Origin of the sequence: Kitasatospora sp. NPDC002965 (assembly GCF_040611255.1) — a bacterium.
In the GTDB taxonomy this organism is placed as follows: Bacteria; Actinomycetota; Actinomycetes; order Streptomycetales; family Streptomycetaceae; genus Kitasatospora.
Genome location: NZ_JBEXNT010000036.1, coordinates 32,471 through 57,888, shown reverse-complemented (window position 1 = coordinate 57,888; position 25,418 = coordinate 32,471). Strand labels below are relative to the sequence as shown.

Here is a 25,418-nt window from a genome sequence, read left to right as displayed (position 1 = left end):
AGGTCTGCCCCATCTCAGCAGATGATCCGATCAATTGCGCGTTTTGTTCCCTCTCGGGCGCGCCCGGGCCGGCCGTGGCGGTACCGGCCCGGACGCCCCTCCGTCACTCGTGGAACCTGAACGACCAGGTCTGCGCCTGGTCCTCGACGTCCAACGGCCGCAGCGCGGTACGCGGCGGGAAGATCCGCAGCACGCTCAGGTCGAGCGCCAGTTCCTCACCGTCGACCGGGCCGCCGGGGAGGACGACGTGGAAGGAGTACGGCTCGGCGGCCTGGTAGAGCACCCACTCGAAGGGCTCGGCGGCACCGACGACCTGCTGGTTCACCTCCGGCCTGCCCTCCAGCCCGAGGAAGCTGCCGTGCCGGAGGTTCTTGACGACGACGTTCCCGTTGCTCTGCGCGGCCACCTCCCACTCCTGCTCGCCGGGCCCACCGGTCGGCGGGAGGACGACCACGAACTCCTTCGCTTCCTGGAGGGTGAGCAGTTGCTCCTCCGGCTTGCCGATGGCGTAGACGCCGTCCGGTACAGGTGCTGCCATTGTCGACTCCACTTCACGGGGCGGCGCCGCGTGCGGCGCCGCCGTCCGACGGGTGGGTCGATTCAAGCCAGGCCGGCCGCTCCGTGCACGGACCACCCGCCGCAGGACACTCGAACGAGTCGCCCTCCCCGAACACCGGACCGACCGTCGAACGTCCGCCCCTACTCCGGGTCCTCGAAGCGGACCGCCCCGCCCCCGCCCGCGAACGCCAGCACCCGCTCGGCCTCCGCCTCGGCCGCACGCCGGTCGGCCCGGGCCTGCGGCACGAACGGGCGGACCGTCACCACCCGCTCACCGGGCCGGTCCTCGGCCAGCCGCCAGCTCCCGGCGACGAGTCCGTCCACCAGCAGGGTGCCGAGCACGATGCCGTTCTGCGTCATCACCCGGCCCCGGTACTCCTCGGGCAGCACGCGGGTGCGGTCGGCGTGCGAGAGGAGCAGGTTGTCGAACGGCGCGACCAGCCGGACCGGCGCCGGGGTGTCCGGGTCGGGCCGGGGCGCGTCGGGCAGGTCGTGGAGCAGCCGGCCGTGGTCGTCGCGGAAGGTGACCAGACCGGGGGCGAGGCGCTTCAGCACCGGGGCGAGCCGGCTGAGGCCGCACCACTTCTGCAGGTCGGCGACAGTGGCCGGACCGAAGGCCGCCAGGTAGCGCAGGGCGAGGTCGTCGAGCGAGGGCGCAGGATCGAGCGGACGGCCGAGCCAGTCCTCGGCGGTGGTGTGCGCGGCGGGGCCGCCACGGCCCCAGAGGCCGCGCGGCGGGACCTGCACCAGCGGCAGCAGGCAGCGCGCCGCCTGCGCCAGCGCGGCCGGGTCGCGGTCGGCGCGGGTGGCCGCCAGCTCGACGCCGAGCCGCTGGAACGTCCGGGGTTCCTCCTCCACCAGGGCGCGGGCCTCGGCGGCCAGCGCGTCGAGGTCGAGACCGTCCAGGCGCTTGCCGAAGGTGGCGCGCAGCCCCTGGTCCAGCACCGGCTGGAGCAACGGGCGCAGTGTGAGGCAGTCCTCCGCCGTGACCAGGTGGATGGTGCCGCGCTGGAGGGCGATCCGGACGGCCTGCCGCCCCTCGATCAGCTCGTCGAGCGCGTCCGGGGTGAAGCCGTCCAGCCGGGCGAGCAGCCCGAGGTAGGGCGGCTGCGGGACGGCCTGGGCCTGGAGGCCGCCGAGGTGCCCGATCATCGCGGCCGGGGTGGCGGCGGTACGGGTCAGCAGGTGCTGCCGGGCCAGCAGCGCGCGGCCGAGCGCTCTCGGCCCGAGGACCTCGCCGTCGTTCACCGGCTGCCGTCCAGGACGGAGCGCAGGACGGCGATCCGGTTGCTGGTGATCGAGTCGACACCTGCGGCGCGCAGCCTGCGCATGGTGCGGCGCAGGTCGGCGGTCCAGGTGGAGACGGCGAGCCCGGCGTGGTGCGCGGCTGCGGTGAACTCCGGGGTGGCCAGGCCGAACGGCGGGTTGAGGTAGTGCGGGCGCAGGTCGTCCAGCAGGGCGCGGACGGGCAGCCGGGGCTGCTTCCAGGTGAGCGCGATCTCCGCCCCGGGGGCGAGCGCGCGGACGGCGAGCATCGCGGTGGCCGGGCCGCAGAACGCGACCCGCCGCTCGGCGCCGAGCCCGGTGACGGCCTCCCAGGCCGCCGCGGCGGGCGTCGGGTCGTCGAGGTCGATGAGCAGCCTGGCCGTCGGCGACGCCTCCGCGGCCTTGAGCGCCTCGGCGAGGGTGGGGACGGCGTACTGCCCGTCACCCAGGTCGTCGAGCTGCTCGGCGGTGACCCGGTCGAGTGCGCGCGGGTCACCCCAGAGCCGTTCCAGCGTCGCGTCGTGCAGCAGGACCGGGACGCGGTCCCTGGTGAGCCGGACGTCGACCTCGACGGCGTCGGCCCCGGCGGCGAGCGCCGACTCGATCGACGGGAGGGTGTTCTCGCGGTACCGGTACGGGTCGCCCCGGTGGGCGACGGCCAGCACCGGGCGGGGGGCGGAGCCCTGCGGGCGGGGTGAGTCGGTCATCGGTCCGTTCATCGGTTCACTCATCGGTGCGCGCATCAATTCGCTCATCGGGTCGCTCGTCGGGTCGATCATCGGGTCGGTGGTCGGGTCGGTCGTCGGCCGGTGGGAGGTGCGCGGTCGAGGGGTACGCCGGGCCGGCGGGCACCGCGGACACTGCGGGCACCGGCCGGGTGGTCAGCGGATCTTCCCCGCGAGCCACGGGGTGAGGACCGGCAGGGTGACGGCCTCGCGGTAGGCGGGCTCACCCGGCACGGTGACGATCATGGTGCAGGCGGGCGGGAAGGCCCGCCGCTTGAGGTGGACCAGATCGGACCAGACCGAGTTCAGGAAGGCCGGCACGCTGTCGCGCGGGACGTCGAAGGCGATGTGGTCGACCGTCACCACGGCCTCGTCGTGGACGAAGAGCCGGACGGTGATCCCGGGCCGGCCCGGGATCTCCACCAGGGCCTCGTGGGGTATCGCGGCCAGCTCGTCACCACCGCCGCCGGTGCCGACCAGACCGGCGAAGGTCCGGTCGTGACCGATGTCGTGATCGGTGCTCACCGCACGGCCGTGCCGGGCGGCCATCGCCTCGATCGCGAAGACGGCGCTCTGGGTGGACGGCAGCGGGGGGTGGGGCATCGGGCGATCCTCTCCTGACGGGTTCTCGGGTCGCGCTCAGCGCCGTTCGATCATCACATTGGTGGACTTGATGACGGCAGTGGCAGGCGCTCCGGGCACCAGCTCCAGCTCCTCCGCGGACTCCCGGCTGATCAGCGAGACCACCCGGAACGGCCCGGCCTGGATCTCCACCTGGGCGGCGACGTCGCCGAGCACGACGTCGGTGACGATGCCGGGAAAGCGGTTGCGCGCGGACGAGGCACGCCCTTCGGTCGCATTCTCCGGGCGGGCCAGCTCGCGGGCGAAGGCGGCCAGCTGGGCGCCGGGGACGATCCGGTGACCGTGCTCGTCACGCTCGGCGACGACCCGGCCTGCATCCACCCAGCGCCGCATGGTGTCGGCGCTCACGCCGAGCAGCGCCGCGGCCTCGCTGATGCGGTACGGGTTGACCGGTGCCCCGGGCTGGCCCATGGTGCGACTCCTGACGATCGTTCGGGTGCCGGTACGCGTGACGGCGGACGCGGTGCGGACACGGCGGGCCCTGGCCGGAGCCCCCCGCGGCCATCCTGCCGTACCGGGTGCCCGCACGGCCAAGCGGCGCCCGGCCGGGCCGCCGCCGGCGACGGCACGGCCGGCCCGGATGGGTCCGTCGACCGGCCCGCCCGCCCGACGGCCGGTCCGCCGGAGGGCGTCCGCCGCCCCTGCGTGCCTACGGCTCGCCGAAGAGGTCCCGGCGGACGGCGTCACCGGCGGTGAGGACGGCGCCGCCGAGCACCGCGCCGCCGCCCGCCTCGCCGGCCCGGACCTCGGTGCGCAGCGGGGAGAGCATCGCGAGCCGACGTTCCACCCGGGCGGCGAGCTCGGCGCCGCCGGCCCGGCCGGTCTCGCCGCCGAGGACGACGCAGCCCGGGTCCAGGACGACGCAGACGGCCGAGGCCCCGACGGCGATCCGCTCGGCCAGCTCCTCCAGGAAGGGCCCGCCCGGCTGATCGTCACCGGGCGCGCGCAGGGCGGCCCGGACGGCGGCCTCGGCGGCGGAGGCGTCGTCGGCGGGGTCGGCGGGCAGCCCGTGGGCGCGGGCCAGCGCGCAGACGGCCGCGCTGCCGGCCAGCCCGTGGAAGCCGCCCTCGCAGCTGGTCGCACTGGGCAGGCCGGTGGAGCCGGGAACGGGCAGGAAGCAGATCTCACCGGTGCCGCCGCTCGCCCCGCGGCGCAGCCTGCCGTCGAGGACGACGGCGGCGCCGACGCTGTGGCCGAGCCAGATGAGCACGAAGTCCTCCCGGTCGCGGGCGGCACCGGTCCGGTACTCGGCGCGGCCGGCCAGGTTGACCTCGTTCTCCAGGATCACGTCGGTGCCGGGGAGCGCCCGCAGGGCGGCGAGGAGTTCGGCGTGCCAGGCGGGCAGCTCGCCGGTGGACTGGAGGCGGCCGGTGGCGGGGTCGACCAGGCCGGGGGCGCCGACGGCGACGGTGTGCAGGTGGCCGGCGCCGGCCCGGGCGGCGGTGTCGAGCAGGGTGCGGACGATCCGGGCCGCGGTGTCGCGGTCGGCACTCGCACGGTCGGCGGCGGGGCGGTCGACGGCGGCGGGGCCGTCGACCGCGGAGTCGCCACCGGGCACGTCGACCGGGATGTCCGCGGAGGCGAGGACCTGTCCGGCGAGGTCGGCGACGACCAGCGAGACGCCGCCCTCGCGGACGTCGACGGCCGCGAGGTGCGCACGGGAGGCGACCAGCGCGTAGAGCCGGGCGTTCGGGCCGCGCCGCTGCTCACCGCGCTCGCCGACCACGGCGACGAGCCCGGTGCGCTGCAACCGTTCGAGCAGGTCGGCGACGGTGGGCCGGGAGAGGCCGGTGAGGTCGCGCAGCTCGGTGGCGGTGAGGGGTCCCTGGTCGAGCAGCAGGTTGAGCGCCAACCGGTCGTTGATCGCCCGGGCGGTGCTCGGCGTGGCCGTACGCGCGGTGGTCATGGGCGGACATCCTTCCAGAGTGTTTCTATCAGGGTCCCTTCCTGATAATTTATCCCACGTCGCCGCCGCACACCGACGACCCCGCGCGGGCACCGATCACAGGTACCGCTCGACGGGTACCACCCCCAGCAGCAGCCACCCACCAGGAACCACCACCTCAGGGCACCGCCGCGCCTCCGGCGCGGCGGGGAGGGAAGAAGCCGGATGACCAGCACCTCGACCGCAGGACCACCCCTCGACACACTGGACTCACCACGCCGGGCCAGGGCCTCCATCTCCCTCGTCTTCGCCGTGCACGGGGCCGTGAGCGGCACGTTCGTCAGCCGGATCCCGTGGATCCAGGACCGTCTCGACCTCTCCCCCGGCCAGCTGGGCCTGGCCCTGGTGATGCCCGCGATCGGCTCGTCCCTCGCGATGCCGCTGGCCGGACGGTTCGTCCACCGCTACGGCGGCCGGGCGGCGGTCCGCGGGCTGCTCTCGCTCTGGTGCCTGGCCCTGATCCTGCCGCCCCTCGCCCCCTCGCTGCCGCTCCTCTGCCCGGCCCTCCTGCTCTACGGGGCCAGCGCCGGCATGGCCGACGTCGCGATGAACGCCCAGGGCGTGGAGATCGAGCAGCGGCTCGGCCGCTCGATCATGTCCGGACTGCACGGGATGTGGAGCGCCGGCGGGCTGCTGGCCGCCGGGTTCGGCATCGTCGCCGCCCACCAGGACCTCGACGCGCGCCTCCAGCTCGCCGTCACCGCGCTCGTCCTGCTGGCCGTCAGCCAGCCGGTCTGCCGCGCCCTGCCCGACCTGCGGGCTCCGGACGGGGCCGAGGAGCCGCCGCGGTTCGCACTGCCGCCGCGCAGCTCGCTGGTGATCGGACTGGTCGGCTTCTGCGCGGTGTTCGCCGAGGGCGCGTCGATGGACTGGAGCGGCGTCTACCTCCGGGACGTCACCGGCGCCTCGTCGACCGTGGCCGCCGCCGCGTACACCGCCTTCTCCCTCACCATGGCCGTCAGCCGGCTCGCGGGCGACGCGGCGATCCGCCGGCTCGGCGCCGTCCGGGCCACCAGGCTCAGCGGGGCGATCGCCACCGCCGGCGGCCTGCTGGTCGTCGTCGCCGACAGCCCGGCCCTGGCCATCCCCGGCTTCGCGCTGATCGGGGTCGGCGTCGCGGTGGTGGTGCCGCTGGCCTTCGCCGCGGCCGGCCGGATCGGCACCAACCCGAGCCAGGCCATCGCCGGCGTCGCCACCGTCACCTACACCTCCGGGCTGATCGCGCCCGCGATCGTCGGCGGGCTGGCGCAGGCCACCTCGCTCACCGTCTCGTTCGGGGTCGTCACCGCGCTCTCCGTCGCCCTGTTCCTCAGCGCGGGCGCCCTGCGCCGGGCCGAGCCCGACCGGGCGCCGGCCACCGCCCAGAAGCCCGCTCCGGAGCGCACCCCTCACCCCGCCCCGCACCCCGCACCGGCCGCCGTCCCGGGCCGGACCGACCGCACCGGAACCGGGCAGCGGAAGGACGGCTGAACCCGCTGCCGGAACCGTCCTCCGGCGCGCACCACCCGACCCCGCAACGCCCCGACCCCCCGACCACCGAAACGCCCCGGCCGCAGCCACCCCGCGGCCGGGGCGCACGCGTTCGCGCCCTCCGCCGCTCCCCGCACGCCCCGCCCGCACACCCTCGGCCACCGAACCCGGCCACTTCTCAGGGTTCATGAACTTTCCTCAGGTGCCGCACAACCCTTTCGAATGATCCTCAGTCGAACCCTGCGAACCGGTCGGGGGGACCGGGTACATCCGACCATCCGCCCTTGACTCCCGGCGCTTCGTGGTGAGCACGGACCGCCGTGTCCCAGGTATGTCCATATTCGAACACGCCGTGAGGGCCCCATGACCCGTCGCACCATCGTGAAGCGTCGTCCCGGCTCGGCCTCCGCAGCGGCCGTCCTCGCCCTCGTCACGACCGCCGTACTCGCCGGCGCCGGCCCCGCGGCGGCGTACGAGGTCCCGACGGAGATCATCACCATCGACCAGAACGTCGTGATCTCCCCGATCCACACCCGGATGTGCCTGGAGGTCGCCGACTGGCGCACCGACGACGGCGCACCCGTCCGGCAGTGGCCCTGCACCGGCGGCGCCAACCAGAAGTGGCGGATCACCGAAGGGGCCGTCGTCAACGTCCACAGCGGCAAGTGCCTGGAGATCCCCGGGTACAGCACCACCCCCGGCACCCCGGTCGGACAGTGGGCCTGCAACGGGGGGAGCAACCAGCGCTGGAGGATCACCGGTCTCTTCTACGGGTTGCGCACCTACCGGGAGTTCGTCAACGTCCACAGCGGGCTCGCCCTCGACGTGGCCGAGGTCTCCTTCGACCCCGGCGCCCCGGCGATCCAGTGGCCGCGCAGCACCGTCGTCAACCAGTTCTTCTTCGTCTGGAAGGACGGCAGCACCCCGCTCTGAAAGCGGTGGACCGCGCCGGTGCGGGGCGGGTCCGCCACCCCGCCCCGCACCGGTCCCCTCCGGTACCGCGACCACCCGACCCGACCCACCGTCAGGAGAAGACCGTGAGCACTCCCACCGCACTCGCCCGGCGGGCCGGCTCCACCGCCGCCTGCCTCGCCCTCGCCCTCGGACTGGCCGTCACCGCCCCGTCCCCGCCCGCGCACGCCGCGGACTCCGCGCACTTCCAGCTCGGGAACCTCGCCGTCGGCAAGTGCCTGGAGGTCGCCGACTGGCGCACCGACGACGGCGCCCCGGTCCGGACGTGGACCTGCACCGGCGGCGACAACCAGAAGTGGTACTGGACCGACCGCGACGAGCTGGTGAACGTCCACAGCGGCAAGTGCCTGGAGATCCCCGGGTACAGCACCACCTGGGGCACCCAGGGCGGCCAGTGGAGTTGCAACCGGGGACGCAACCAGACCTGGAGCGACGCCAACCGGCTCCACAGCGGCAGCCGCACTATCGTCAACCTGAACAGCGGCCTCAACCTCGACGTCTCGGGCTCCGACCCGGCCGACGGCACGCCCGTCATCCAGTGGGGTCCGACCGGCGGTTACAACCAGGTCTGGGCGCCCTCGCCGTTCCCGCCCGGCCCGCACCACTGACCCCGGAGCCGTCCGGGCCGTCCTCCCCGTTCGCGAACCCACCCCACCGCAGGAGGAACCATGGGCACCGCCCGCCGTACGCTCGCCGTCCGTCTCGGCCCCGCCGCCGTCCTCGCCGGTGCGCTCGCACTGGCGGTACCGGCGCCGGCCGGGGCCGCCGACAGCACCCCGTTCGAGATCAACAGCGCCGCCACCGGCAAGTGCCTGGAGGTAGCGGACTGGCGCACCGACGACGGCGCACCCGTCCGCCAGTGGACCTGCACCGGCGGCGACAACCAGAAGTGGGTCCGGACCGACCGCGGCGAGTTCGTCAACGTCCGCAGCGGCAAGTGCCTGGAGATCCCCGGATACAGCACCACCTGGGGCACCCGGGCCGGCCAGTGGACCTGCAACGGCGGGCTCAACCAGACCTGGACCGAGACCGTCGTCCACCACAGCGGGATCCGCACCCTGACCAACGGTCACAGCGGTCTCCTGCTCGACCTCACCGGCTCCAGCGCCGACGACGGCACCCCCGTGGCCCAGTGGGGGAAGAACAACGGCCTCAACCAGGTCTGGTTCTACTCGCCGTGGCCGGCCGGCAGCGTCCGCTAGACAACTCCAGCACCCCGTCTCGACAGCGAAGGGACCACCCCATGCGCGCATCCCTCGGCAGCCGGCTCGCCTCCGGCGCCGCCGTCCTCGCCCTCGCGTCCGGCCTCGCCGTGACCGGGTCGGCCTCGGCGGCCGCCTCGGAGCAGATACCGAGCTACACCCCCTACTTCGAGCTCTTCAACCACTCCACCGGCAAGTGCCTGGAGGTCTCCGACTGGCGCAGGGACGCGGGTGCGCCCGTCCGCCAGTGGACCTGCACGGGCGGGGCCAACCAGCAGTGGGCGGCCAACAGCAACGGGTTCCTGGTCAACCGGAACAGCGGGCTGTGCCTCGACATCCCGGGCGGCAGCACCGTCTGGGGCGAACGGCCCGTCCAGTCGCACTGCGCACCGCGACCGGCGTCGGGCAGCCAGCGCTGGTACGTCCCCGGGGTCAACAGCGACCCGGTCGGCACCGTCGGCAACGGCAACGGCCTGGTGCTCGACGTGGCCGGGTACGACGCGAGCGACGGCGCCCCGGTGATCCAGTGGGGCGCCAACGGGGGACTCAACCAGCTGTGGACCGGCCTCCGGCCGCCCGTCCGACTCTGAGCACGGGCGCGGGCACGGACGGTCCCGCCTCCCGGACCGGTGACGTCCGCGGTTAGGCTCGGGGGCGTGCCCGCAGCCGTGACACCCCCGACGCCGCCCGTACCGGCAGAGACCGGCCCCGTGCCGACGGACGCCTCGCCGGCGGTGTCCTCACCGACGGTTCCCGCGCCCGCGGGGCGTCTGCCGCGCGCGGTCCGGGTCCGGTTCGCGGCGCTCCTGGCGATCCTCGGTGCCGCGGCCGGCTCGCTCCTGCTGTGGAGCCCGACGGCGCTGCTCGACGGCGGGCTCCCGCCCGGCGTGCCGCCGGCTCCCGTGTTCGTGGCGATCTACGCACTGGGCACGGTGGCGTTCTTCCCCCGGCCGGCGCTCAACGCGGCCGCGGGGCTGCTGCTGGGCGTGCAGCAGGGCGTGGTGCTGGCCGTCCTCGGCACCACGCTCGGCGCGGCAATGGCGTTCGTCCTGGCCCGCCGGCTCGGGCGGGACGCGCTCCGCCCCTACCTGCGCGGGCGGCTGCTGCTCTCCCTGGACCGCCGCTTCACCGAGCAGGGCTTCCGCAGCGTCTTCCTGCTGCGGTTGCTGCCCGGGCTGCCGTTCCAGGCGGGCAACTACGGCGCCGCCTTCTCCGGGGTGCCGTTCGTCCCCTTCGTCACCGCGACGGCGCTGGGGGTGACGCCGTTGACGGCGGTCTACGTCACGGCCGCGGCCACCGCGCGCGAGCCCGGGTCGACGGCGTTCCTGCTGTCGGCCGGGGCCATCGGGGTGCTCTGCCTGGTGAGTCTGGTCTCGCTGTGGCGGGCCGCCGCCCGGCGGCGCTCGACCGCGGCCTGAGCGCCCGGCGCCCGACCCGGTGCGCCGGGCGCGTCGGACCCGCCGATCCGCTCGGCCGGCCGGGGGTCACTGTCGGACGTGTGTGAAATCGTTCCCGCATTGTTGACAGAAGGTCAATTGCGCGGTGACCGCGACCGATATGGTCTACGCGCGCAACCGTACGTCGCGCACCAGCGTCGCAAGAGGTGTCCGGGTCCGCCCGGGCTTCCGGCGCGGCACGACTCGTACGGGGGTCGCGAGCGGGCACGGTACCGGTGATCAGTGCGATACTCGGACAGTTCCGACGAGTGGATGACGTGTCAAAAGGACACGCGCACCCGGGGGACCTGTACGGAACGAGGCAGGGAGGCGCGGCATGGGAGCACTTCGCGACGAGCACCACAACGGGTGGCTGATGCCCTCCGGGAACTACCCGGCCGCGGTGTACGACGACGAGTGGGTCGAGCAGGAGACGGTGCAGTCCTCCCCAGCCCCCACCAAGATCGTCTCCCTGCGGCCGACCGGATTCGAGGCAGCCCGCACGGTCGGCGAGCACATCCGGGCCAGCATCCCGGTGGTCATGGACCTCACCGAGATGGACGAGGCCGAGGCCAAGCGCATGGTCGACTTCGCCTCCGGTCTGATCTTCGGCACCCGTGGCGGCATCGAGCGGATCGCCCGCCGGGTGTTCCTGCTGACCCCGGCGGACGTCGAGGTGATGGTCATCGACCGACCCCTGGACGAGACCGGGTTCTACAACCAGAGCTGACCGCAGAAGCCCGCGACCGGGGACGGCAGGTGCCGTCCCCGGTTTTTTGCTGCCCGCCGCCCATCGACTCTCGCCTCATCTGCGTCATCGGAATTAATTTTGAGACATCCATGTCTCATTCAGCGTACACTCGCTCCATGGCCACCGATCGTGACTCCGTCCTCGAAGCCGCTGTCGGCGTGCTCTCCCGCCGCCCGACCGCCCACCTCGACGAGATCGCCCGCGCCGCGGGCATCAGCCGCGCCACCCTGCACCGGCTCTTCCCGGGCCGTGACGCGCTGATCCGCGAGGTCGGCCTGCTCGGGCTCCGCCGGTTCGGCGCCGCGCTCGACACCGCGGCCGTCGAGGAGGGCGACGCTCACACCGCGCTGCGCCGCCTGGTCGACGCGGTCGTCCCGGACGCCGCGCTCTGCGCGTTCCTGGCCGGCGAGAACCAGCTCTACGACGACGCCGACATCAACGACCTCTGGGACTCCCAGATCGACCGGATGCACGCACTCTTCCTGCGCGGGCAGCAGCAGGGCGCCTTCCGGATCGAACTCTCGGCGGCCTGGCTGAGCGAGGCCTTCTTCGACCTGGTGGCCGGCATCGGCTGGGCCATCCAGGACGGCCGGCTCGCCCCGCGCGACGCCGCGTTCTCGCTGGCCGAACTGTTCCTCGGCGGCGCGCTGCGCAGCTCCCGGCCGCAGCCCCACCCGCAGCCTCAGCCTCAGCCTCAGCCTCAGCCGCACTGATCTCCACCATCCACGCACCTCGGACCGGAAACCGGACACCGATACCCATGAGCAGCACCGTCCACCTCCGCCCCCGCCAGCGCTGGACCGGCCTCGCCGTCCTCGTCCTGGCCGTCACCCTGGTCGCCGTCGACGCGACCGTCCTCTCGCTGGCCATCCCCTCGATCAGCGAGACCCTGCGGCCCAGCGGCACCCAGCTGCTCTGGATCGGCGACGCCTACTCCTTCGTCCTGGCCGGCCTGCTGGTCTCGATGGGCGCGCTCAGTGACCGGATCGGCCGCAAGAAGCTGCTGCTGGCCGGCTCCGCCGCGTTCGGCGCCGCCTCGCTGCTCGCCGCCTACGCCCCCACCGCCGGCTGGCTGATCGTCGCCCGCGCGCTGCTCGGCGTCGCCGGGGCGACCGTCATGCCGTCCACGCTCTCGCTGATCCGCTCGCTCTTCCCGGACGACCGGGAGCGGGCCACCGCGATCGGCATCTGGGGCGCGGCGGCCACCGCCGGCGCCGCGCTCGGCCCGGTGGTCGGCGGGGTGCTGCTGGAGCACTTCTGGTGGGGCTCGGTCTTCCTGCTCAACATCCCGGTGCTGCTCCTGCTGCTGGTGCTCGGTGCCTGGCTGCTGCCCGAGTCGAAGGACCCGAAGCCCGGCCGCTGGGACGTGCTGAGCGTGCTGCTCTCCCTCACCGGTGTGATCGGCGTGGTCTACGCGATCAAGGAGGCCGCCGCCCACGGCCTCGTCCGCTGGGACGTGCCGGTCGCGGCCGTCCTGGGCGCGGCGGCGCTGACCGTCTTCGTCCGCCGCCAGCTGCGGCTGGAGACCCCGCTGCTGGACGTCCGGCTCTTCACCGACCGTCGCTTCACCGCCGCCGTCCTCGCGTCGCTGACCGCGCTGATCGGGCTCTCCGGCGTGGTCTTCGTGACCTCGCAGTACCTGCAGCTGGTACGCGGCTACCCGCCGCTGAAGGCCGGCCTGGCCGAGCTGCCGGCCTTCGCCGGCGCGGTGGTCGGCGGCCTGCTGACCGCGCGGCTGGTCCGCCGCACGGGTGCCCGCACGGCGCTGACCGCCGGACTGCTGACGATGGGCGTCGGGATCGGCATCCTCGGCTGGATCCAGCAGGACACCACCTACCTGGTGCTGGCCGCCGCCTTCCTCCTGGTCGGCACGGCCGAGGGCGTGGTCTACACGCTCGGCGCCGACCTGGTGCTGGGTGCCGCGCCCGCCGACAAGGCAGGCGCCGCGTCCGCGGTCTCCGAGACGGCGTACGAGCTGGGCACCGCGCTCGGCATCGCGCTGGTCGGCTCGGTGGTCGGCGCACTGTACGTGGGCCGGCTGGTCGTCCCCGCCGAGGCCGGGTCTGCGGCGGCGCAGGCCGGTGAGTCGCTGGGCGGCGCGGTCGAGGCCGCGCACGGACTGCCGGAGACGCTGGCCGCTCCGCTGCTGGCCAGTGCCCGGGACGCCTTCGTCCACGGGCTGAACGTCGCGGCGGTCCTGGCGGGCGTGCTGCTGCTGGGCGCGGCCCTGCTGGCCTGGCGGCTGCTGCGGAAGCTGCCCGACGCGGCCCCGCAGCAGGAGCCGAAGGAGGAGCGGACGCCGGAGAAGGCCGGGGTGTAGTCACGGCACGCGGGGCCCGGTCCGATCGTCGATCGGACCGGGCCCCGTCGTGTGCCGGGCCCGACGGTTCGCGCCGGACGGACGCTTTCGGGCAGGCCCGGCGGCGTCACACCGCGCCGAAGGGGAGCTCCAGCTCCGCCCAGACCACCTTGCCGTCGCGGGTCAGCCGGCTCCCCCAGCGCTGGGCGAGTTCGCTGACCAGGAACATGCCGCGCCCGCCCTCGTCCTGCTCGGCGAAGGGGCGCAGCTGGGGCGTCTGGCCGCCGGCGTCCGCGACCTCCAGGGTGAGCACCCGGTCGCGGAAGAGCCGGAGCCGGCGCGGGGCGTCGGCGTGCAGCAGGGCGTTCGTGACCAGCTCGCTGACCAGCAGCTCGGCGTAGTCGGAGAGGCCGGACAGGCCCCAGCCGTCGAGCGTGCTGCGGGTGAAGCGGCGGGCCATGCCGGGGAGCCTCCCGCCGCCGGTGAGCGGCAGGGTGGCGACCCGGTCCGCGGGCAGCGGCAGCACCCGGGCCATGATCATCGCGATGTCGTCGTCGGTGCCATCGGTGACCAGCGCGCCGAGGACGGCGTCGCAGCTCTCCTCCAGGGTGCGTCCGGGGCCGGAGAGGGTGCGGGCGAACAGGTCGATGCCCTCGTCGAGGTCGTGGCCTCGGCGTTCGACCAGGCCGTCGGTGTAGAGGGCGACCATGGCGCCCTCGGGGAGGCTGAACCCGACGGATTCGAAGGCCACGCCGCCGACCCCGAGCGGGACGCCCGGCGGCACCTCCACCCGGCGGGCGGTGCCGTCGGGGGCCACCCAGACGGGCGGCAGGTGGCCCGCCGAGGCGACCTGGACGGTGCGCTCCAGGGGGTCGTAGACGGCGCAGATACAGGTGGCGAACTGGCCCTCGCCGATGCCGGAGGCGGTCTCGTCCAGCCGGGTGAGCACCTGCTCGGGCGGCATGTCCAGGGTGGCGAGGGTGCGGGCGACGGTGCGCAGCTGGCCCATGGTGGCGGCGGCCCGGATGCCGTGGCCCATGACGTCGCCGACGACCAGGGCGACCCGCCCGCAGGAGAGCGGCACGACGTCGAACCAGTCGCCGCCGACCTCGCTGGTGACGCTGGAGGGCAGGTAGCGGTAGGCGATCTCCAGACCCAGGGTCCGGTGGATCTCCTGGGGCAGCAGGCTGCGCTGGAGGGTGAGCGCGGTCTCGCGCTCGCGCCGGTAGAGCCGGGCGTTGTCGATGGCGAGGGCGGTGCGGGCGATCAGCTCCTCGGCGAGCGCGACGTCCGCGGCGGTGAACGGCTCGGGGTTGCGCATGCGGATGAACTCGGCGCCGCCCAGCACCATGCCCCGCGCGGTGAGCGGGAGCATCAGGTACGAGTGGATGCCCGCCTCGATGCCGGGGGCGACGCGGTCCTCGGAGGCGACCAGCCCGCGCAGCACCTCCTCGTCGACGTGGGCGCGCAGCAGCGGGCGGCCGCTGCGCAGGCACTGGGTGTAGCTGCGGCCGGGGGCGTACTCGGAGACCTCGCCGATGGTGTCGACGGCGTGGACCAGTCCGGACTCGTAGGACTCGCCGACGGCGACAGCGCGCAGCTGGACGGAGCGGTCCTCAGGGATGGCGGTGGGCTCGGAGCCGCGCAGCACCGTTTCGAGCAGGTCCACGGTGGCGAAGTCGGCGAACCGCGGGACGACCGCCTCGATCAGCTCCTCGGCGGTGCGCTGGAGGTCGAGGGTGGTGCCGATCCGGGCGGTGGCCTCGGCGATGGTGGAGAGACGTTCCTGCGCGCGGGCGGCGCGGGCCTCGGCCTGGAAGCGCTCGGTGACGTCGATGATCGACGAACAGACGCCGAAGACCCGGCCGGTGGAGTCCTCCAGCCGGAAGTAGGAGGCGGACCAGGCGCGGTCGCGGCGCGGGTCCCCGGGGACGCGGCCGTGCGAGCGGGCGTCGACGACGGGGCGGCCGGTGGCGAGCACCTGGCGCATGGTCTGTTCTATCTCGGCGCTGTTGATGCCGGGCAGCACGCTGCTGATCCGGCGGCCGAGGTGGGCGGCGATGGGGACGCCGTTCATCCGGGCCAGCGACTCGTTCAGCCGCACGTAGCGCAGGTCGGTGTCGTAGACGGCCATCCCGATCGGGGACTGGCCGAAGATGCCGTCGAGGACGGCGAGGTCCGCCTCGACGCGGTGCAGGGCGACGGTGTCGGAGGCGGTGGCGAGCAGCAGCAGGGTGCCGCCGGGGCCGGAGATCGGGTAGGTGCGGAACTCCAGCTCGACGGTGTGACCGTCGCGGTGGCGGACGGGGAAGACGCCCGACCAGCCCTTGCCGCCCATGATGCGTTCGAAGAGCTCCAGCACTTCGGGGCGGTCGTCCGAGGCGGTGAGCAGCTGGGCCGCGTAGCTGCCGACGGCCTCGTCGGCGGGGTAGCCGAGCAGTGCCTCGGCGTCCTCGCTCCAGTGGAGGATCAGACCGTCGTCCTGGAGCAGGGCGGTGGCGAGCGGAACGAGCCGATGGCCGTCCAGACGTGCGGAGGTGCCGCCCGGATCGGGGCCGGCGGCGTCGGTCGCGTCCCACTCGTGTCTCCGCATGATCAGGCAGCACCCCGGTTCGGCTCGTGCCCGGCCGGGCGGGGCCTCGCGGTCCGTGCCGGCCGGGGTTCTTCTCCAGACTGCACGGACATCGGCCGCCCGGCGACCCCTTGGTGAAGGGTCGGCCGGTCGTTCAGGTGTACGGGCGTCATGGGCGTACCGGCCGCAGCGTACCCTCAAGAACGCCCGCCCACTGCCGGATCACTCCGGATCGTCGTGCACTGTCGTCGGTGAGCAGGTTCGCCAGGCCGAGACCGCGTGCCATGTCGAGGGTGGCCTGCACCGTCTCGCGAACACCGGGAACGCTTTCGTCGGCCCCGAGGAACTCGACGGCGGCCCGGTGGGCCTCGCGTCCGACGTGTCCCTCCAGGCCGATGATCCGGTCGCGCAGCGACTCCTCGGTGGCGGCGGCGACCCACAGGTGGAGGGCCGCGCGGAACAGCGGGCCGGTGTAGAGGCGGACGATCATGCCGACGACGGCCTCGGTGCGCGCCGGGCCCGCGACCGGCAGCTCGTCCGCGTGGGCCCGGACGGCGGCCAGCCGCTCGGCGGTGACGTGCTCGACCGCCGCGGTGAAGAGGTCCTCGCGGGTCGGGAAGTGGTGCTGGGCCGCGCCCCGGGAGACACCGGCCCGCTCGGCGACGACGGCGACGGTGGAGCCGTTCCAGCCGAGCTCGGCGAGGCAGTCGACGGCCGCCGCCAGCAGCCGCGCCCGGGTGGCGCGGCTGCGGTCCTGCTGGGGGGCGCGGGCGGCGGGGTGCGTGGTCATCTGCGGTGGCGGTTCCGTTCGTGCGAGGGCCGGCGGGCGGGGCCGGGGACGGCGACCGGCCCGGGGGCCCGGGGGGTGCGCCAGATCCTGCCAGACCACGGCCCGCGCGGTGCGGCCGGTGACGCCCCGGGTCGTTCGGCGACGCGGCGGGTGCCCGTCAGCGGGCGGCCTCCCGGGCCCGCAGCTCCCGGCGCAGGATCTTGCCCGCCGGGGACTTGGGGACGACCTCCAGGAACTCGACCACGCGGACCTTCTTGTACGGGGCGACCTGCCCGGCCACGAAGGCCGCCACCTCCTCCTCGGTGAGCGCGCTGCCCGGGGCCCGCACCACGAAGGCCTTGGGGCACTCGGTGCCCTCGGCGTTGCGCACGCCGATCACCGCCGCGTCGGCGATCTGCGGGTGGCTGAGCAGCAGCGCCTCCAGTTCGGCGGGGGCGACCTGGTACCCCTTGTACTTGATCAGCTCCTTCACCCGGTCGACGATGTGCAGGTAGCCGCGGTCGTCGACGAAGCCGACGTCACCGGTGTGCAGCCAGCCGTCGGCGTCGACGGTGGCGGCGGTCTCGGACGCGCGGCCGAGGTAGCCCTTCATCACCTGGGGGCCGCGGATCAGCAGCTCGCCGCGTTCACCGGGGCCGAGGTCCGGGTCGCTGCCGTCGAGGGCGGCGACGCGCAGCTCGGTGGAGGGGACCATCCGGCCGACCGAGCCCGGGGGCGGGTCGGTCTCGGAGGGGGAGACCAGGTGGCTGACCGGGGAGAGCTCGGTCATGCCGTAGCCCTGGAGGATGTGCGGCAGGCCGAGGCGGCGGGCGCAGGACTCGGCGAGATCGCCGTCCAGCGGGGCCGCCGCGCAGAGCAGGTACTCGACCGAGGACAGGTCGTAGCGGTCGACCACCGGGTGCCGGGCCAGCGCGAGGGCGATCGGCGGGGCCACGATCAGGGCCTGGACGCGCTGCTCCTCGATGGTGCGGCAGAACTGTTCCAGGTCGAAGCGGGGCAGCACGACGACGGTGGCACCGCAGCGCAGCGGCTGGTTGAGCAGGGCGGCGAGGCCGTAGATGTGGAAGAAGGGGAGGACGGCGAGCACCCGTTCGCCCTCTGCGGGGCGGTAGAGGGCGTCGGTCTGGGCGAGGTTGGTGGCGATCGATCGGTGGGTGAGCATCACCCCCTTGGGCATCCCGGTGGTGCCGCTGGAGTACGGCAGGACGGCGATGTCGGTCGCCGGGTCGAGGTCGATCCCGGGTGCGGGGCCGGTGGCGGCGAGCAGGTCGGCGAGCGAGCGGTGGCCCGGGACGCCGTCGAGGACGATGATCTCGGCGAGCGGCCGGCCTTCGGCGGCGAGCTTCTCGGCGGCGGCCCGGGCGGTGGGCAGGAACGCCGAGACGGTGATCAGCCAGCGGGCGCCGCTGTCGGCCAGCTGGCCGGCGAGGTCGCCGGCGGTGGCGAAGGAGGAGACGGTGGTGACGGTGGCGCCGGCCCGACCGGCGCCGTAGCAGGCCATCGGGTAGCCGATGGAGTTGGGACTGAACAGGGCCACCACGTCGCCCTGGCGGACGCCCGCCTCGGCCAGTCCGGCCGCGACCCGGCGGACGGCGCGGCCGAGCTGGGCGTGGGTGACCGTCTCGCCGGTGACACCGTCGACCAGGGCGGGCCGGTCACCGTGGCGTTCGGCGCCGCCCAGGACGGCCTCGTGCAGGGGCAGGTCGACGATGCCGACGTCCGGGAACTCGCTGTGGAACACCAAGGAGTGCCTCCTGTGCGGAAATTGGCGCGGGGCGGGGTGGCCGGCGGGAGGTCCGGGACGACCGGCCGCACGGTGCGCACAGGAGCATACGGACAGTGGCCGGGCGGTGCGTCGTAGTGACGAACGTTTGGCGGAGCGCGCGGGGCGCAAGAAGGGGCGCGGTCCGCGAACACCGAGGTCGGAGGGCCGGACGCCTCCGGAGACGGTCAGATGCCAGAACGATGATGCGACGATCCGTTCGAGGGCTCGGCGCGGTGGGGCGGCAGGGAGTCCTCGGGGCGGGGCCGGCCCCGCCCCGTCCGGGACCGGTCCGGCCCGCCTAGTAGGACCTGGGCAGCCCGAGCGTGTGCTGGGCCACGTAGTTGAGCACCATCTCGCGGCTGACCGGGGCGACCCGGCCGACCCTGGTCGCGGCGAGCAGGGCCCCGAGGCCGTACTCCTGGGTGAGGCCGTTGCCGCCGAGGGTCTGAACGGCCTGGTCGACCGTCCGGGCGGCCGCCTCCCCCGCCGCGTACTTCGCCATGTTGGCGGCCTCGCCTGCGGCCCGGTCGTCGCCCGCGTCGTAGAGCAGACCCGCCTTCTGGGTCATCAGCCGCGCCAGCTCGATCTCCACCGCGCACCGGGCGAGCGGGTGCGCCAGGCCCTGGTGCGCGCCGATCGGGGTCGACCAGACGGTGCGGGTCTTCGCGTACTCGACGGCCTTGCCGAGCGCCTGGCGGGCCAGACCGAGGGAGAACGCGGCGGTCATGATCCGCTCGGGGTTGAGGCCCGCGAAGAGCTGGAGCAGCCCCGCGCCCTCGTCCCCGACCAGGGCGTCGGCGGGCAGCCGGACCTCGTCCAGGAAGACCTGGAACTGGCGTTCGGGGGAGACCAGTTCCATCGGGATCGGCCGGAACTCGAAGCCCGGGGTCCCGCGCGGCACGACGAACAGGGCGGGCTTGAGCCGCCCGGTGCGGGCGTCCTCGGTGCGGGCGACGAACAGGACGGCGTCGGAGTGGTCGATGCCGGAGACGAACACCTTGCGGCCGGTCAGCAGCCAGTCCCCGCCGTCGCGGCGCGCGACGGTGGAGATCCGGTGCGTGTTGGAGCCGGCGTCCGGCTCGGTGATACCGAAGGCCATCCGCCGGCTGCCGTCGGCCAGTCCGGGCAGCCAGTGCCGCTTCTGCTCCTCGGTGCCGAAACGGGCCACGACCGTGCCGCAGATCGCCGGGGAGACGATCAGGAGCAGCAACGGGCACCCGGCCGTGCCGAGTTCCTCCAGGACGATGGCGAGGTCGGTGATCCCGCCGCCACCACCGCCGTACTCGGCGGGGAGGTTCACCCCGAGATAGCCGGCCTTCCCGGCATCGGCCCAGAGCTCGTCGACGGGCTCGCCGGCGCGGGCCTTGGCCAGGTAGTAGGCGGAGCCGTAACGGGCGCCGAGGTCGGCGACGGCGCGGCGCAGCGCCTGGCGTTCGGGGGTCTCGACGAGCGGGCTGCCGGGGGCGGTGGTGCGCGGTGCGGACATGGCCTGGTCCTTCCGGGCGGGGGCGAGGGCTCTCGGTACGGGGGCGGAGGCGGAGGCGGGGGCGGCCTGCGAGCCGGGGCCGGGGCCCGGCTCGGCTCGGCCGTTCCGGGCGGGCGGTGCTCAGGTGGCGGGCTGCACGACGGCGAGCAGGGTGCCGAGCTCCACCTGCTGGCCCGGGGCGGCCCGGAGCTCGGCGAGGACGCCGTCGGTGGGAGCGGTGACGCGGTGCTCCATCTTCATCGCCTCCAGCCAGAGCAGCGGCTGCCCGGCCGTGACGGTGTCGCCGACGGCGGCGACGGTGCGGACGACGGTGCCCGGCATCGGGGCGAGCAGCGCGCCCGGGTCGGTCCGCGCGGCGGGGTCGGGGAAGCGGTCCGACACGGTGAGCACGGTGGTGCCGGACGGTGTGTCGACGTACACGCGGTCGCCGTGGCGGGTGACGTCGAAGGTCCGGCGGAGCGGGCCGGTCCGCAGCGTGACGCGCTCCGGCGAGGAGTCGACCAGGACCGTGTCCGGGTGGCCCTCGGCCCGCAGGCCGTCGCGGGTGAGCCGGTAGCGGACCTCCGTCTCGACGCCGTCGGCGGTCCGGTAGCGCTTCACCTGTGGCTGGGAGGGGAGGTTGCGCCAGCCCGACGGCAGTGCGGTCCGGCGGCCCGCCGCGTCGGCGAGCGCGGCGGCGAGGGCGGCGAGGGCCCGGTCAGCACCGTCGGGGGCGCCACCACGGGCGCCGGCGGGGGCCGGGGCGGCCGGCGCGACGAGCTCGGCCGCGTGCTCGGTCAGGAAGGCGGTGTGCAGGCGCCCCGCCAGGAACTCCGGGTGCCGGAGCGCGCGCACCAGCAACTCCCGGTTGGTGACGGGCCCGTGGATGCGGGCCCGGGCGAGCGCGTCCGCCAGCCGCCGGGCGGCGGCCGACCGGGTCGGCCCCCAGGCGATCACCTTCGCCAGCATCGCGTCGTAGTGCGCCGTGATCTCGCCGCCGTCGGCGACGCCGGAGTCCAGCCGTAGCCCGCGCCCGGTGAACTCGGTGTGCGGGAGCGGGATCCCGAAACGGTGCAGGACTCCGGTGGAGGGCCGCCAGGCGTGGTCCGGGTCCTCCGCGTAGAGGCGGGCCTCGATCGCGCAGCCGACCGTTTCCGGCGCGGGCCCGGTGAGCCTCCCGCCCTCGGCGACGGTGAGCTGGAGGGCGACCAGGTCGAGGCCGGTGACGGCTTCGGTGACCGGATGCTCCACCTGGAGACGGGTGTTCATCTCCAGGAAGTAGAACCGCCCGTCCGGCGCGAGCAGGAACTCCGCCGTCCCCGCGCCGACGTACCCGGTGGCCCGGGCGGCGGCGACGGCGGCTTCGTGCAGGGCGGCGCGCACCGCCGGGTCGAGGCCGGGCGCGGGCGCCTCCTCGACGACCTTCTGGTGCCGCCGCTGCAACGAGCAGTCACGGTCGCCCACCGCCCACACCGTCCCGTGCGCGTCGGCGAGCACCTGCACCTCGACGTGCCGGCCGGCGGGCAGGTAGCGCTCGCAGAACACCTCGTCGGAGTCGAAGGCCCTCGCCGCCTCCACCCTGGCCGAAGCCAACTCGCCCTCCAGGTCGGCCAGTCGGCGTACCACCCGCATACCGCGCCCACCGCCGCCGGCGGCCGCCTTGACCAGCAGCGGCAGGTCGGCCTCGACCGGCTCGGCCAAGGCGTCCAGGACGGGCACACCGGCCTTCGTCATCAGCCGCTTGGCGGCCGTCTTGGAGCCCATCGCGGCGATCGCCTCCGGCCCGGGACCGACCCAGACGAGGCCCGCGTCCAGCACGGCCCGCGCGAAACCGGCGTCCTCCGAGAGGAACCCGTACCCGGGGTGGACGGCATCGGCGCCGGCCGCGCGCGCGGCGGCGATCAGGAGGTCGCCGCGCAGGTAGGTGTCGGCGGGCGCCGCACCGGGCAGCCGGACGGCGGTGTCGGCCTCGCGGACGTGCGGGGCATCGGCGTCCGGGTCGGCGTACACGGCCGTGGTGGCGATGCCCAACTCCCGGCACGTGTGCAGGATCCGGCGGGCGATCTCGCCGCGGTTGGCCACCAGCAGGTGGGTGATCAGCACGTTGTCCCCTCTCACATCCGGAAGACGCCATAGCCGGACGCGCCCTCGACCGGCGCGTTGTGGACCGCGGAGAGGCAGAGCCCGAGCACCGTCCGGGTGTCGCGCGGGTCGATCACCCCGTCGTCGTAGAGCCGCCCGGAGAGGAACACCGGCAGCGACTCCGCCTCGATCTGCTGCTCCACCATGGCCCGGATCGCCGCGTCCGCGTCCTCGTCGTAGGGCCGGCCCTTCGCGGCGGCGGACTGCCGCGCGACGATCGACAGCACCCCGGCCAGTTGCTGCGGCCCCATCACCGCCGACTTGGCGCTCGGCCACGCGAACAGGAACCGCGGGTCGTACGCCCGCCCGCACATGCCGTAGTGACCGGCCCCGTAGGAGGCACCCAGCAGCACGGACAGGTGCGGGACGCGGGAGTTGGCGACCGCGTTGATCATCATCGCGCCGTGCTTGATGATGCCGCCCTGCTCGTACGCGCGGCCGACCATGTACCCGGTGGTGTTGTGCAGGAAGAGCAGCGGGACCGCCCGCTGGTTGGCCAGCTGGATGAACTGCGCCGCCTTCTGGGACTCCTGGCTGAACAGGACGCCCTGCGCGTTGGCCAGGATGCCGACCGGGTATCCGTGCAGGCGGGCCCAGCCGGTGGCCAGGCTGGTGCCGTAGAGCGGCTTGAACTCGTCGAAGTCGGAGCCGTCGACGATCCGGGCGATCACCTCGCGCGGGTCGAACGGCACCTTGAGGTCACCCGGGACGATGCCGAGCAGTTCCTCCTCGGCGTACTTCGGCGGCTCGGCCGACGGGTCGGGGTCGGGGCCCGGCTTGCGGTGGTCGAAGCGGGCCACGATCCGGCGGGCGAGGCGCAGCGCGTCCTGCTCGTCCGCCGCGAAGTGATCGGCCAGCCCGGAGGTGCGGGCGTGCATCTCGGCGCCGCCGAGCGACTCGTCGTCCGTCTCCTCCCCGGTGGCCATCTTCACCAGCGGCGGGCCGCCCAGGAACACCTTGGCCCGCTCCGCGACCATCACGGTGTGGTCGGACATCCCGGGCACGTAGGCGCCGCCGGCCGTCGAGTTGCCGAACACCACCGCCACGGTGGGGATCCCGGCGGCGGAGAGCCGGGTGAGGTCGCGGAAGAGGGCGCCGCCGGGGATGAAGATCTCCTTCTGGCTGGGCAGGTCGGCGCCGCCGGACTCGACCAGATTGACCAGGGGGAGACGGTTGGTGAGGGCGATCTCGTTGGCGCGCAGGGCCTTGCGCAGCGTCCACGGGTTGGAGGCTCCGCCGCGCACGGTCGGGTCGTTGGCGGTGATCACGCACTCGACGCCCTCGACCACGCCGATCCCCGTGACCAGTGCGGCGCCCACCGGGTAGTCGCTGCCCCAGGCGGCGAGCGGGGAGAGCTCCAGGAACGGCGAGTCCTGGTCGATCAGCAGCTCGATCCGCTCCCGCGGCAGCAACTTGCCGCGCTCGCGGTGGCGTTCGACGTACCTGGGACCGCCGCCGGCCAGCGCCGCGGCATGCTCGGCGTCGAGTTCGGCCAGCTTGGCGAGCATCGCGGCGCGGTGCCCGGTGAAGTCGGCGCCGCCCGGGTCGAGGCGGGTGGGCAGGACGGTCACAACAGTGCCTCCGGGATGTCGAGGTGGCGCGAGCGCAGCCACTCCCCCAGCGCCTTCGCCTGCGGGTCGAAGCGGTGCCGGGCCGCCACCCCCTCGCCGAGCAGACCGGTGATGGTGAAGTTGAGCGCGCGGAGGTTCGGCAGGGCGTGCCGGACGATCTCCGACTCCGACGTCTCGGGGAGGAGCTCCCGCAGCCGGTCGACGGTGAGGGCGTGCGCGAGCCAGCGCCAGCCGGGCTCGTCGCGGGCCCAGACGCCGAGGTTGGCGTCACCGCCCTTGTCGCCGCTCCTGGCGCCCGCCACCAGGCCGAGCGGTGCCCGGCGGGTGGGACCGCCGTCGGGGAGCGGCTCGGGGAGCCCGTACCCGGCTTCCCCGCCCGGGAGTTGCGGCGCGGGCGGCGGCGGTTCGGGACGCGGCGGTGCGGCGGGCGGCGGTGCGGCGGGCGGGACGGCCACCCGGCGGCCGTCCGGCAGGACCGCCGTGTGCTCGACCACCGCCGCGTCCACGGGCACGGCCGTGAACACCCCGTACGGCGCCCCGGGCCCGGGCGGTGCGACCAGGTGGAAGCCCGGGTAGCCGGCGAGCCCGAGTTCCACCGCCGCCCTGCCGAGGTCGCGGCCGACCCTGGCGGGGTCCGGATCCCGTGCGGTGAGCCGGAGCAGCGCGGAGGAGGTCTCCTCGGTCTCGGCGTCCGGGTGGTCGGTGCGGGCCAGCGTCCAGCGCAGCTCGGCAGGCCGGGATCCGGGCGCCAGCGCCTCCTCGAACTGCCGCCGCACCAGGTCCGCCTTGGCCTCGATGTCCAGCCCGGTGAGGACGAAGACCACCTCGTTGCGGTGCCCGCCCAGCCGGTTGAGCCCGGCCTTGAGCGTGGTGGGCGGGGCCTCGCCGCGCACCCCGTCGATCCGGACCCGGTCCGGGCCCTCCCGGGTGAGCCGGACGGTGTCCAGACGCGCCGTCACGTCCGGCCCCAGGTAGCGCGGTCCACCCGTCTCGTAGAGGAGCTGGGCGGTGACGGTGCCGACGGTGACCGCGCCGCCCGTCCCGGGGTGCTTGGTCACCACGCTGGACCCGTCGGCGTGCAGCTCCGCGACCGGGAAGCCGGGCCGGGTGACGTCGTGCTCCCGGAAGAACGCGTAGTTGCCGCCGGTGGCCTGCGCGCCGCACTCCAGGACGTGCCCGGCGACGACGGCGCCCGCGAGGGCGTCCAGGTCGTCCCCGGTCCAGCCGAAGCGGGCGACGGCCGGCCCGACGACCAACGAGGCGTCGGTCACCCGGCCGGTGACCACCACGTCGGCGCCGGCCGTCAGGCACTCCGCGACGCCGAACGCTCCGAGGTAGGCGTTGGCCGCCAACAGCCCCTCCGGGAGTCCGAGTTCGGCCCGGCGGGGCAGCAGGTCGTCCCCCTCGACGTACGCGACAGCCGGCTCCAGCCCCTGTCGCTTCGCCAACTCCACGACGGCGTCCGCCAGTCGGGCCGGGTTGAGCCCGCCGGCGTTGGTCACGATCCGGACCCCGCGATCCAGGGCCAGGCCGAGGCACTCCTCCATCTGCCGGAGGAAGGTCTTCGCGTACCCGAGGGAGGGATCCCTCAGCCGGTCGCGGGCGAGGATCAGCATGGTCAGCTCGGCCAGGTAGTCCCCGGTGAGCACGTCCAACGGCCCGCCCGTGAGCATCTCCCGCACCGCCGAGAACCGGTCCCCGTAGAACCCCGACGCATTGCCGATCCGCAGCACCGGCCCCGGCCGATCCGCCGCCCCCGAACCCGACTTCGACCCCGATGTCACGCGAGCGCCTCCCCGACCGGTGGCCCGATGTTCGCCGTCGGTGAGCAGAGTGGCACCGTGCGC

Annotated in this window: 22 protein-coding genes; 9 read left to right on the top strand and 13 right to left on the bottom strand. The window is 74.5% G+C overall.

Going from position 1 to position 25,418, the window contains the following annotated elements:
* Positions 1-103 precede the first annotated feature (103 nt).
* From ABZY91_RS16880 to ABZY91_RS16855, 6 genes are all read right to left on the bottom strand, one after another.
* Positions 104-538: a hypothetical protein gene (locus ABZY91_RS16880; protein WP_329882427.1), complete on the bottom strand. Its 435-nt coding sequence runs from the start codon at positions 536-538 to the stop codon at positions 104-106.
* A 161-nt stretch (positions 539-699) separates the two neighbouring features.
* A complete protein-coding gene (locus ABZY91_RS16875) occupies positions 700-1,806 on the bottom strand; it encodes a winged helix DNA-binding domain-containing protein (protein ID WP_355403080.1) in 1,107 nt (368 codons plus the stop codon).
* Positions 1,803-2,531, bottom strand: coding sequence for a glycerophosphodiester phosphodiesterase (locus ABZY91_RS16870; protein ID WP_355403078.1), 729 nt, complete (start codon positions 2,529-2,531; stop codon positions 1,803-1,805). The genes ABZY91_RS16875 and ABZY91_RS16870 overlap by 4 nt, the downstream gene beginning before the upstream one ends.
* A gap of 174 nt (positions 2,532-2,705) precedes the next feature.
* Complete coding sequence (locus tag ABZY91_RS16865; protein ID WP_355403076.1) at positions 2,706-3,152, bottom strand: hypothetical protein; 447 nt, start codon at positions 3,150-3,152, stop codon at positions 2,706-2,708.
* 36 nt (positions 3,153-3,188) lie between these two features.
* Positions 3,189-3,602: a TOBE domain-containing protein gene (locus tag ABZY91_RS16860; RefSeq protein WP_355403074.1), complete on the bottom strand. Its 414-nt coding sequence runs from the start codon at positions 3,600-3,602 to the stop codon at positions 3,189-3,191.
* A 238-nt stretch (positions 3,603-3,840) separates the two neighbouring features.
* The gene (locus ABZY91_RS16855; protein WP_355403072.1) at positions 3,841-5,097 is read right to left on the bottom strand and encodes an ROK family transcriptional regulator; all 1,257 of its coding nucleotides are present in this window, start codon (positions 5,095-5,097) and stop codon (positions 3,841-3,843) included.
* Between the two features lie 204 nt (positions 5,098-5,301).
* Here ABZY91_RS16855 and ABZY91_RS16850 point away from each other — a divergent pair, with 204 nt between their 5' ends.
* From ABZY91_RS16850 to ABZY91_RS16810, 9 genes are all read left to right on the top strand, one after another.
* Positions 5,302-6,606: an MFS transporter gene (locus tag ABZY91_RS16850; protein WP_355403070.1), complete on the top strand. Its 1,305-nt coding sequence runs from the start codon at positions 5,302-5,304 to the stop codon at positions 6,604-6,606.
* Positions 6,607-6,969: 363 nt separating this feature from the next.
* A complete protein-coding gene (locus tag ABZY91_RS16845; protein WP_355403068.1) occupies positions 6,970-7,539 on the top strand; it encodes an RICIN domain-containing protein in 570 nt (189 codons plus the stop codon).
* 104 nt (positions 7,540-7,643) lie between these two features.
* Positions 7,644-8,186, top strand: coding sequence for an RICIN domain-containing protein (locus ABZY91_RS16840; RefSeq protein ID WP_355403066.1), 543 nt, complete (start codon positions 7,644-7,646; stop codon positions 8,184-8,186).
* Between the two features lie 60 nt (positions 8,187-8,246).
* Complete coding sequence (locus ABZY91_RS16835; RefSeq protein ID WP_355403064.1) at positions 8,247-8,780, top strand: RICIN domain-containing protein; 534 nt, start codon at positions 8,247-8,249, stop codon at positions 8,778-8,780.
* A 41-nt stretch (positions 8,781-8,821) separates the two neighbouring features.
* Complete coding sequence (locus ABZY91_RS16830) at positions 8,822-9,370, top strand: RICIN domain-containing protein (protein WP_355403062.1); 549 nt, start codon at positions 8,822-8,824, stop codon at positions 9,368-9,370.
* A gap of 66 nt (positions 9,371-9,436) precedes the next feature.
* Positions 9,437-10,198, top strand: a complete 762-nt coding sequence (locus tag ABZY91_RS16825) for a VTT domain-containing protein (protein WP_355403060.1) — start codon at positions 9,437-9,439, stop codon at positions 10,196-10,198.
* Positions 10,199-10,553: 355 nt separating this feature from the next.
* Positions 10,554-10,946, top strand: a complete 393-nt coding sequence (locus ABZY91_RS16820; RefSeq protein ID WP_329882440.1) for a cell division protein SepF — start codon at positions 10,554-10,556, stop codon at positions 10,944-10,946.
* A 137-nt stretch (positions 10,947-11,083) separates the two neighbouring features.
* Positions 11,084-11,680, top strand: a complete 597-nt coding sequence (locus tag ABZY91_RS16815) for a helix-turn-helix domain-containing protein (RefSeq protein ID WP_355403058.1) — start codon at positions 11,084-11,086, stop codon at positions 11,678-11,680.
* Between the two features lie 47 nt (positions 11,681-11,727).
* Entirely contained in the window at positions 11,728-13,287 is a 1,560-nt protein-coding gene (locus ABZY91_RS16810) for an MFS transporter (protein WP_355403056.1), read from the top strand.
* A 106-nt stretch (positions 13,288-13,393) separates the two neighbouring features.
* Here ABZY91_RS16810 and ABZY91_RS16805 read toward each other — a convergent pair whose 3' ends face one another.
* The 7 genes from ABZY91_RS16805 to ABZY91_RS16775 all read right to left on the bottom strand — a co-directional run bounded on the left by ABZY91_RS16805 (position 13,394) and on the right by ABZY91_RS16775 (position 25,355).
* Entirely contained in the window at positions 13,394-15,859 is a 2,466-nt protein-coding gene (locus ABZY91_RS16805) for a SpoIIE family protein phosphatase (RefSeq protein WP_355403054.1), read from the bottom strand.
* A 148-nt stretch (positions 15,860-16,007) separates the two neighbouring features.
* Entirely contained in the window at positions 16,008-16,628 is a 621-nt protein-coding gene (locus ABZY91_RS16800; protein WP_355403052.1) for a TetR/AcrR family transcriptional regulator, read from the bottom strand.
* A gap of 157 nt (positions 16,629-16,785) precedes the next feature.
* Positions 16,786-18,369 (bottom strand): 4-coumarate--CoA ligase family protein, encoded by a 1,584-nt coding sequence (locus tag ABZY91_RS16795; protein WP_355403093.1) that lies wholly within the window; start codon positions 18,367-18,369, stop codon positions 16,786-16,788.
* A 322-nt stretch (positions 18,370-18,691) separates the two neighbouring features.
* Entirely contained in the window at positions 18,692-19,879 is a 1,188-nt protein-coding gene (locus ABZY91_RS16790; RefSeq protein WP_355403050.1) for an acyl-CoA dehydrogenase, read from the bottom strand.
* 120 nt (positions 19,880-19,999) lie between these two features.
* A complete protein-coding gene (locus ABZY91_RS16785; RefSeq protein ID WP_355403091.1) occupies positions 20,000-21,958 on the bottom strand; it encodes a biotin carboxylase N-terminal domain-containing protein in 1,959 nt (652 codons plus the stop codon).
* A gap of 14 nt (positions 21,959-21,972) precedes the next feature.
* On the bottom strand, positions 21,973-23,571 hold the full coding sequence (locus ABZY91_RS16780; protein WP_329950758.1) for a carboxyl transferase domain-containing protein: 1,599 nt from the start codon (positions 23,569-23,571) through the stop codon (positions 21,973-21,975).
* Positions 23,568-25,355, bottom strand: coding sequence for an acyclic terpene utilization AtuA family protein (locus ABZY91_RS16775; protein ID WP_355403048.1), 1,788 nt, complete (start codon positions 25,353-25,355; stop codon positions 23,568-23,570). Before ABZY91_RS16775 ends, ABZY91_RS16780 begins: the two co-directional genes overlap by 4 nt.
* Between the last annotated feature and the right edge of the window lie 63 nt (positions 25,356-25,418).

Coding starts and splice junctions, on each gene's coding strand:
- ABZY91_RS16880 (WP_329882427.1), bottom strand. CDS start 538: ATGGCAGCACCTGTACCGGACGGCGTCTACGCCATCGGCAAGCCGGAG.
- ABZY91_RS16870 (WP_355403078.1), bottom strand. CDS start 2,531: ATGACCGACTCACCCCGCCCGCAGGGCTCCGCCCCCCGCCCGGTGCTG.
- ABZY91_RS16865 (WP_355403076.1), bottom strand. CDS start 3,152: ATGCCCCACCCCCCGCTGCCGTCCACCCAGAGCGCCGTCTTCGCGATC.
- ABZY91_RS16860 (WP_355403074.1), bottom strand. CDS start 3,602: ATGGGCCAGCCCGGGGCACCGGTCAACCCGTACCGCATCAGCGAGGCC.
- ABZY91_RS16855 (WP_355403072.1), bottom strand. CDS start 5,097: ATGACCACCGCGCGTACGGCCACGCCGAGCACCGCCCGGGCGATCAAC.
- ABZY91_RS16850 (WP_355403070.1), top strand. CDS start 5,302: ATGACCAGCACCTCGACCGCAGGACCACCCCTCGACACACTGGACTCA.
- ABZY91_RS16845 (WP_355403068.1), top strand. CDS start 6,970: ATGACCCGTCGCACCATCGTGAAGCGTCGTCCCGGCTCGGCCTCCGCA.
- ABZY91_RS16835 (WP_355403064.1), top strand. CDS start 8,247: ATGGGCACCGCCCGCCGTACGCTCGCCGTCCGTCTCGGCCCCGCCGCC.
- ABZY91_RS16830 (WP_355403062.1), top strand. CDS start 8,822: ATGCGCGCATCCCTCGGCAGCCGGCTCGCCTCCGGCGCCGCCGTCCTC.
- ABZY91_RS16820 (WP_329882440.1), top strand. CDS start 10,554: ATGGGAGCACTTCGCGACGAGCACCACAACGGGTGGCTGATGCCCTCC.
- ABZY91_RS16815 (WP_355403058.1), top strand. CDS start 11,084: ATGGCCACCGATCGTGACTCCGTCCTCGAAGCCGCTGTCGGCGTGCTC.
- ABZY91_RS16810 (WP_355403056.1), top strand. CDS start 11,728: ATGAGCAGCACCGTCCACCTCCGCCCCCGCCAGCGCTGGACCGGCCTC.
- ABZY91_RS16805 (WP_355403054.1), bottom strand. CDS start 15,859: ATGCGGAGACACGAGTGGGACGCGACCGACGCCGCCGGCCCCGATCCG.
- ABZY91_RS16800 (WP_355403052.1), bottom strand. CDS start 16,628: ATGACCACGCACCCCGCCGCCCGCGCCCCCCAGCAGGACCGCAGCCGC.
- ABZY91_RS16790 (WP_355403050.1), bottom strand. CDS start 19,879: ATGTCCGCACCGCGCACCACCGCCCCCGGCAGCCCGCTCGTCGAGACC.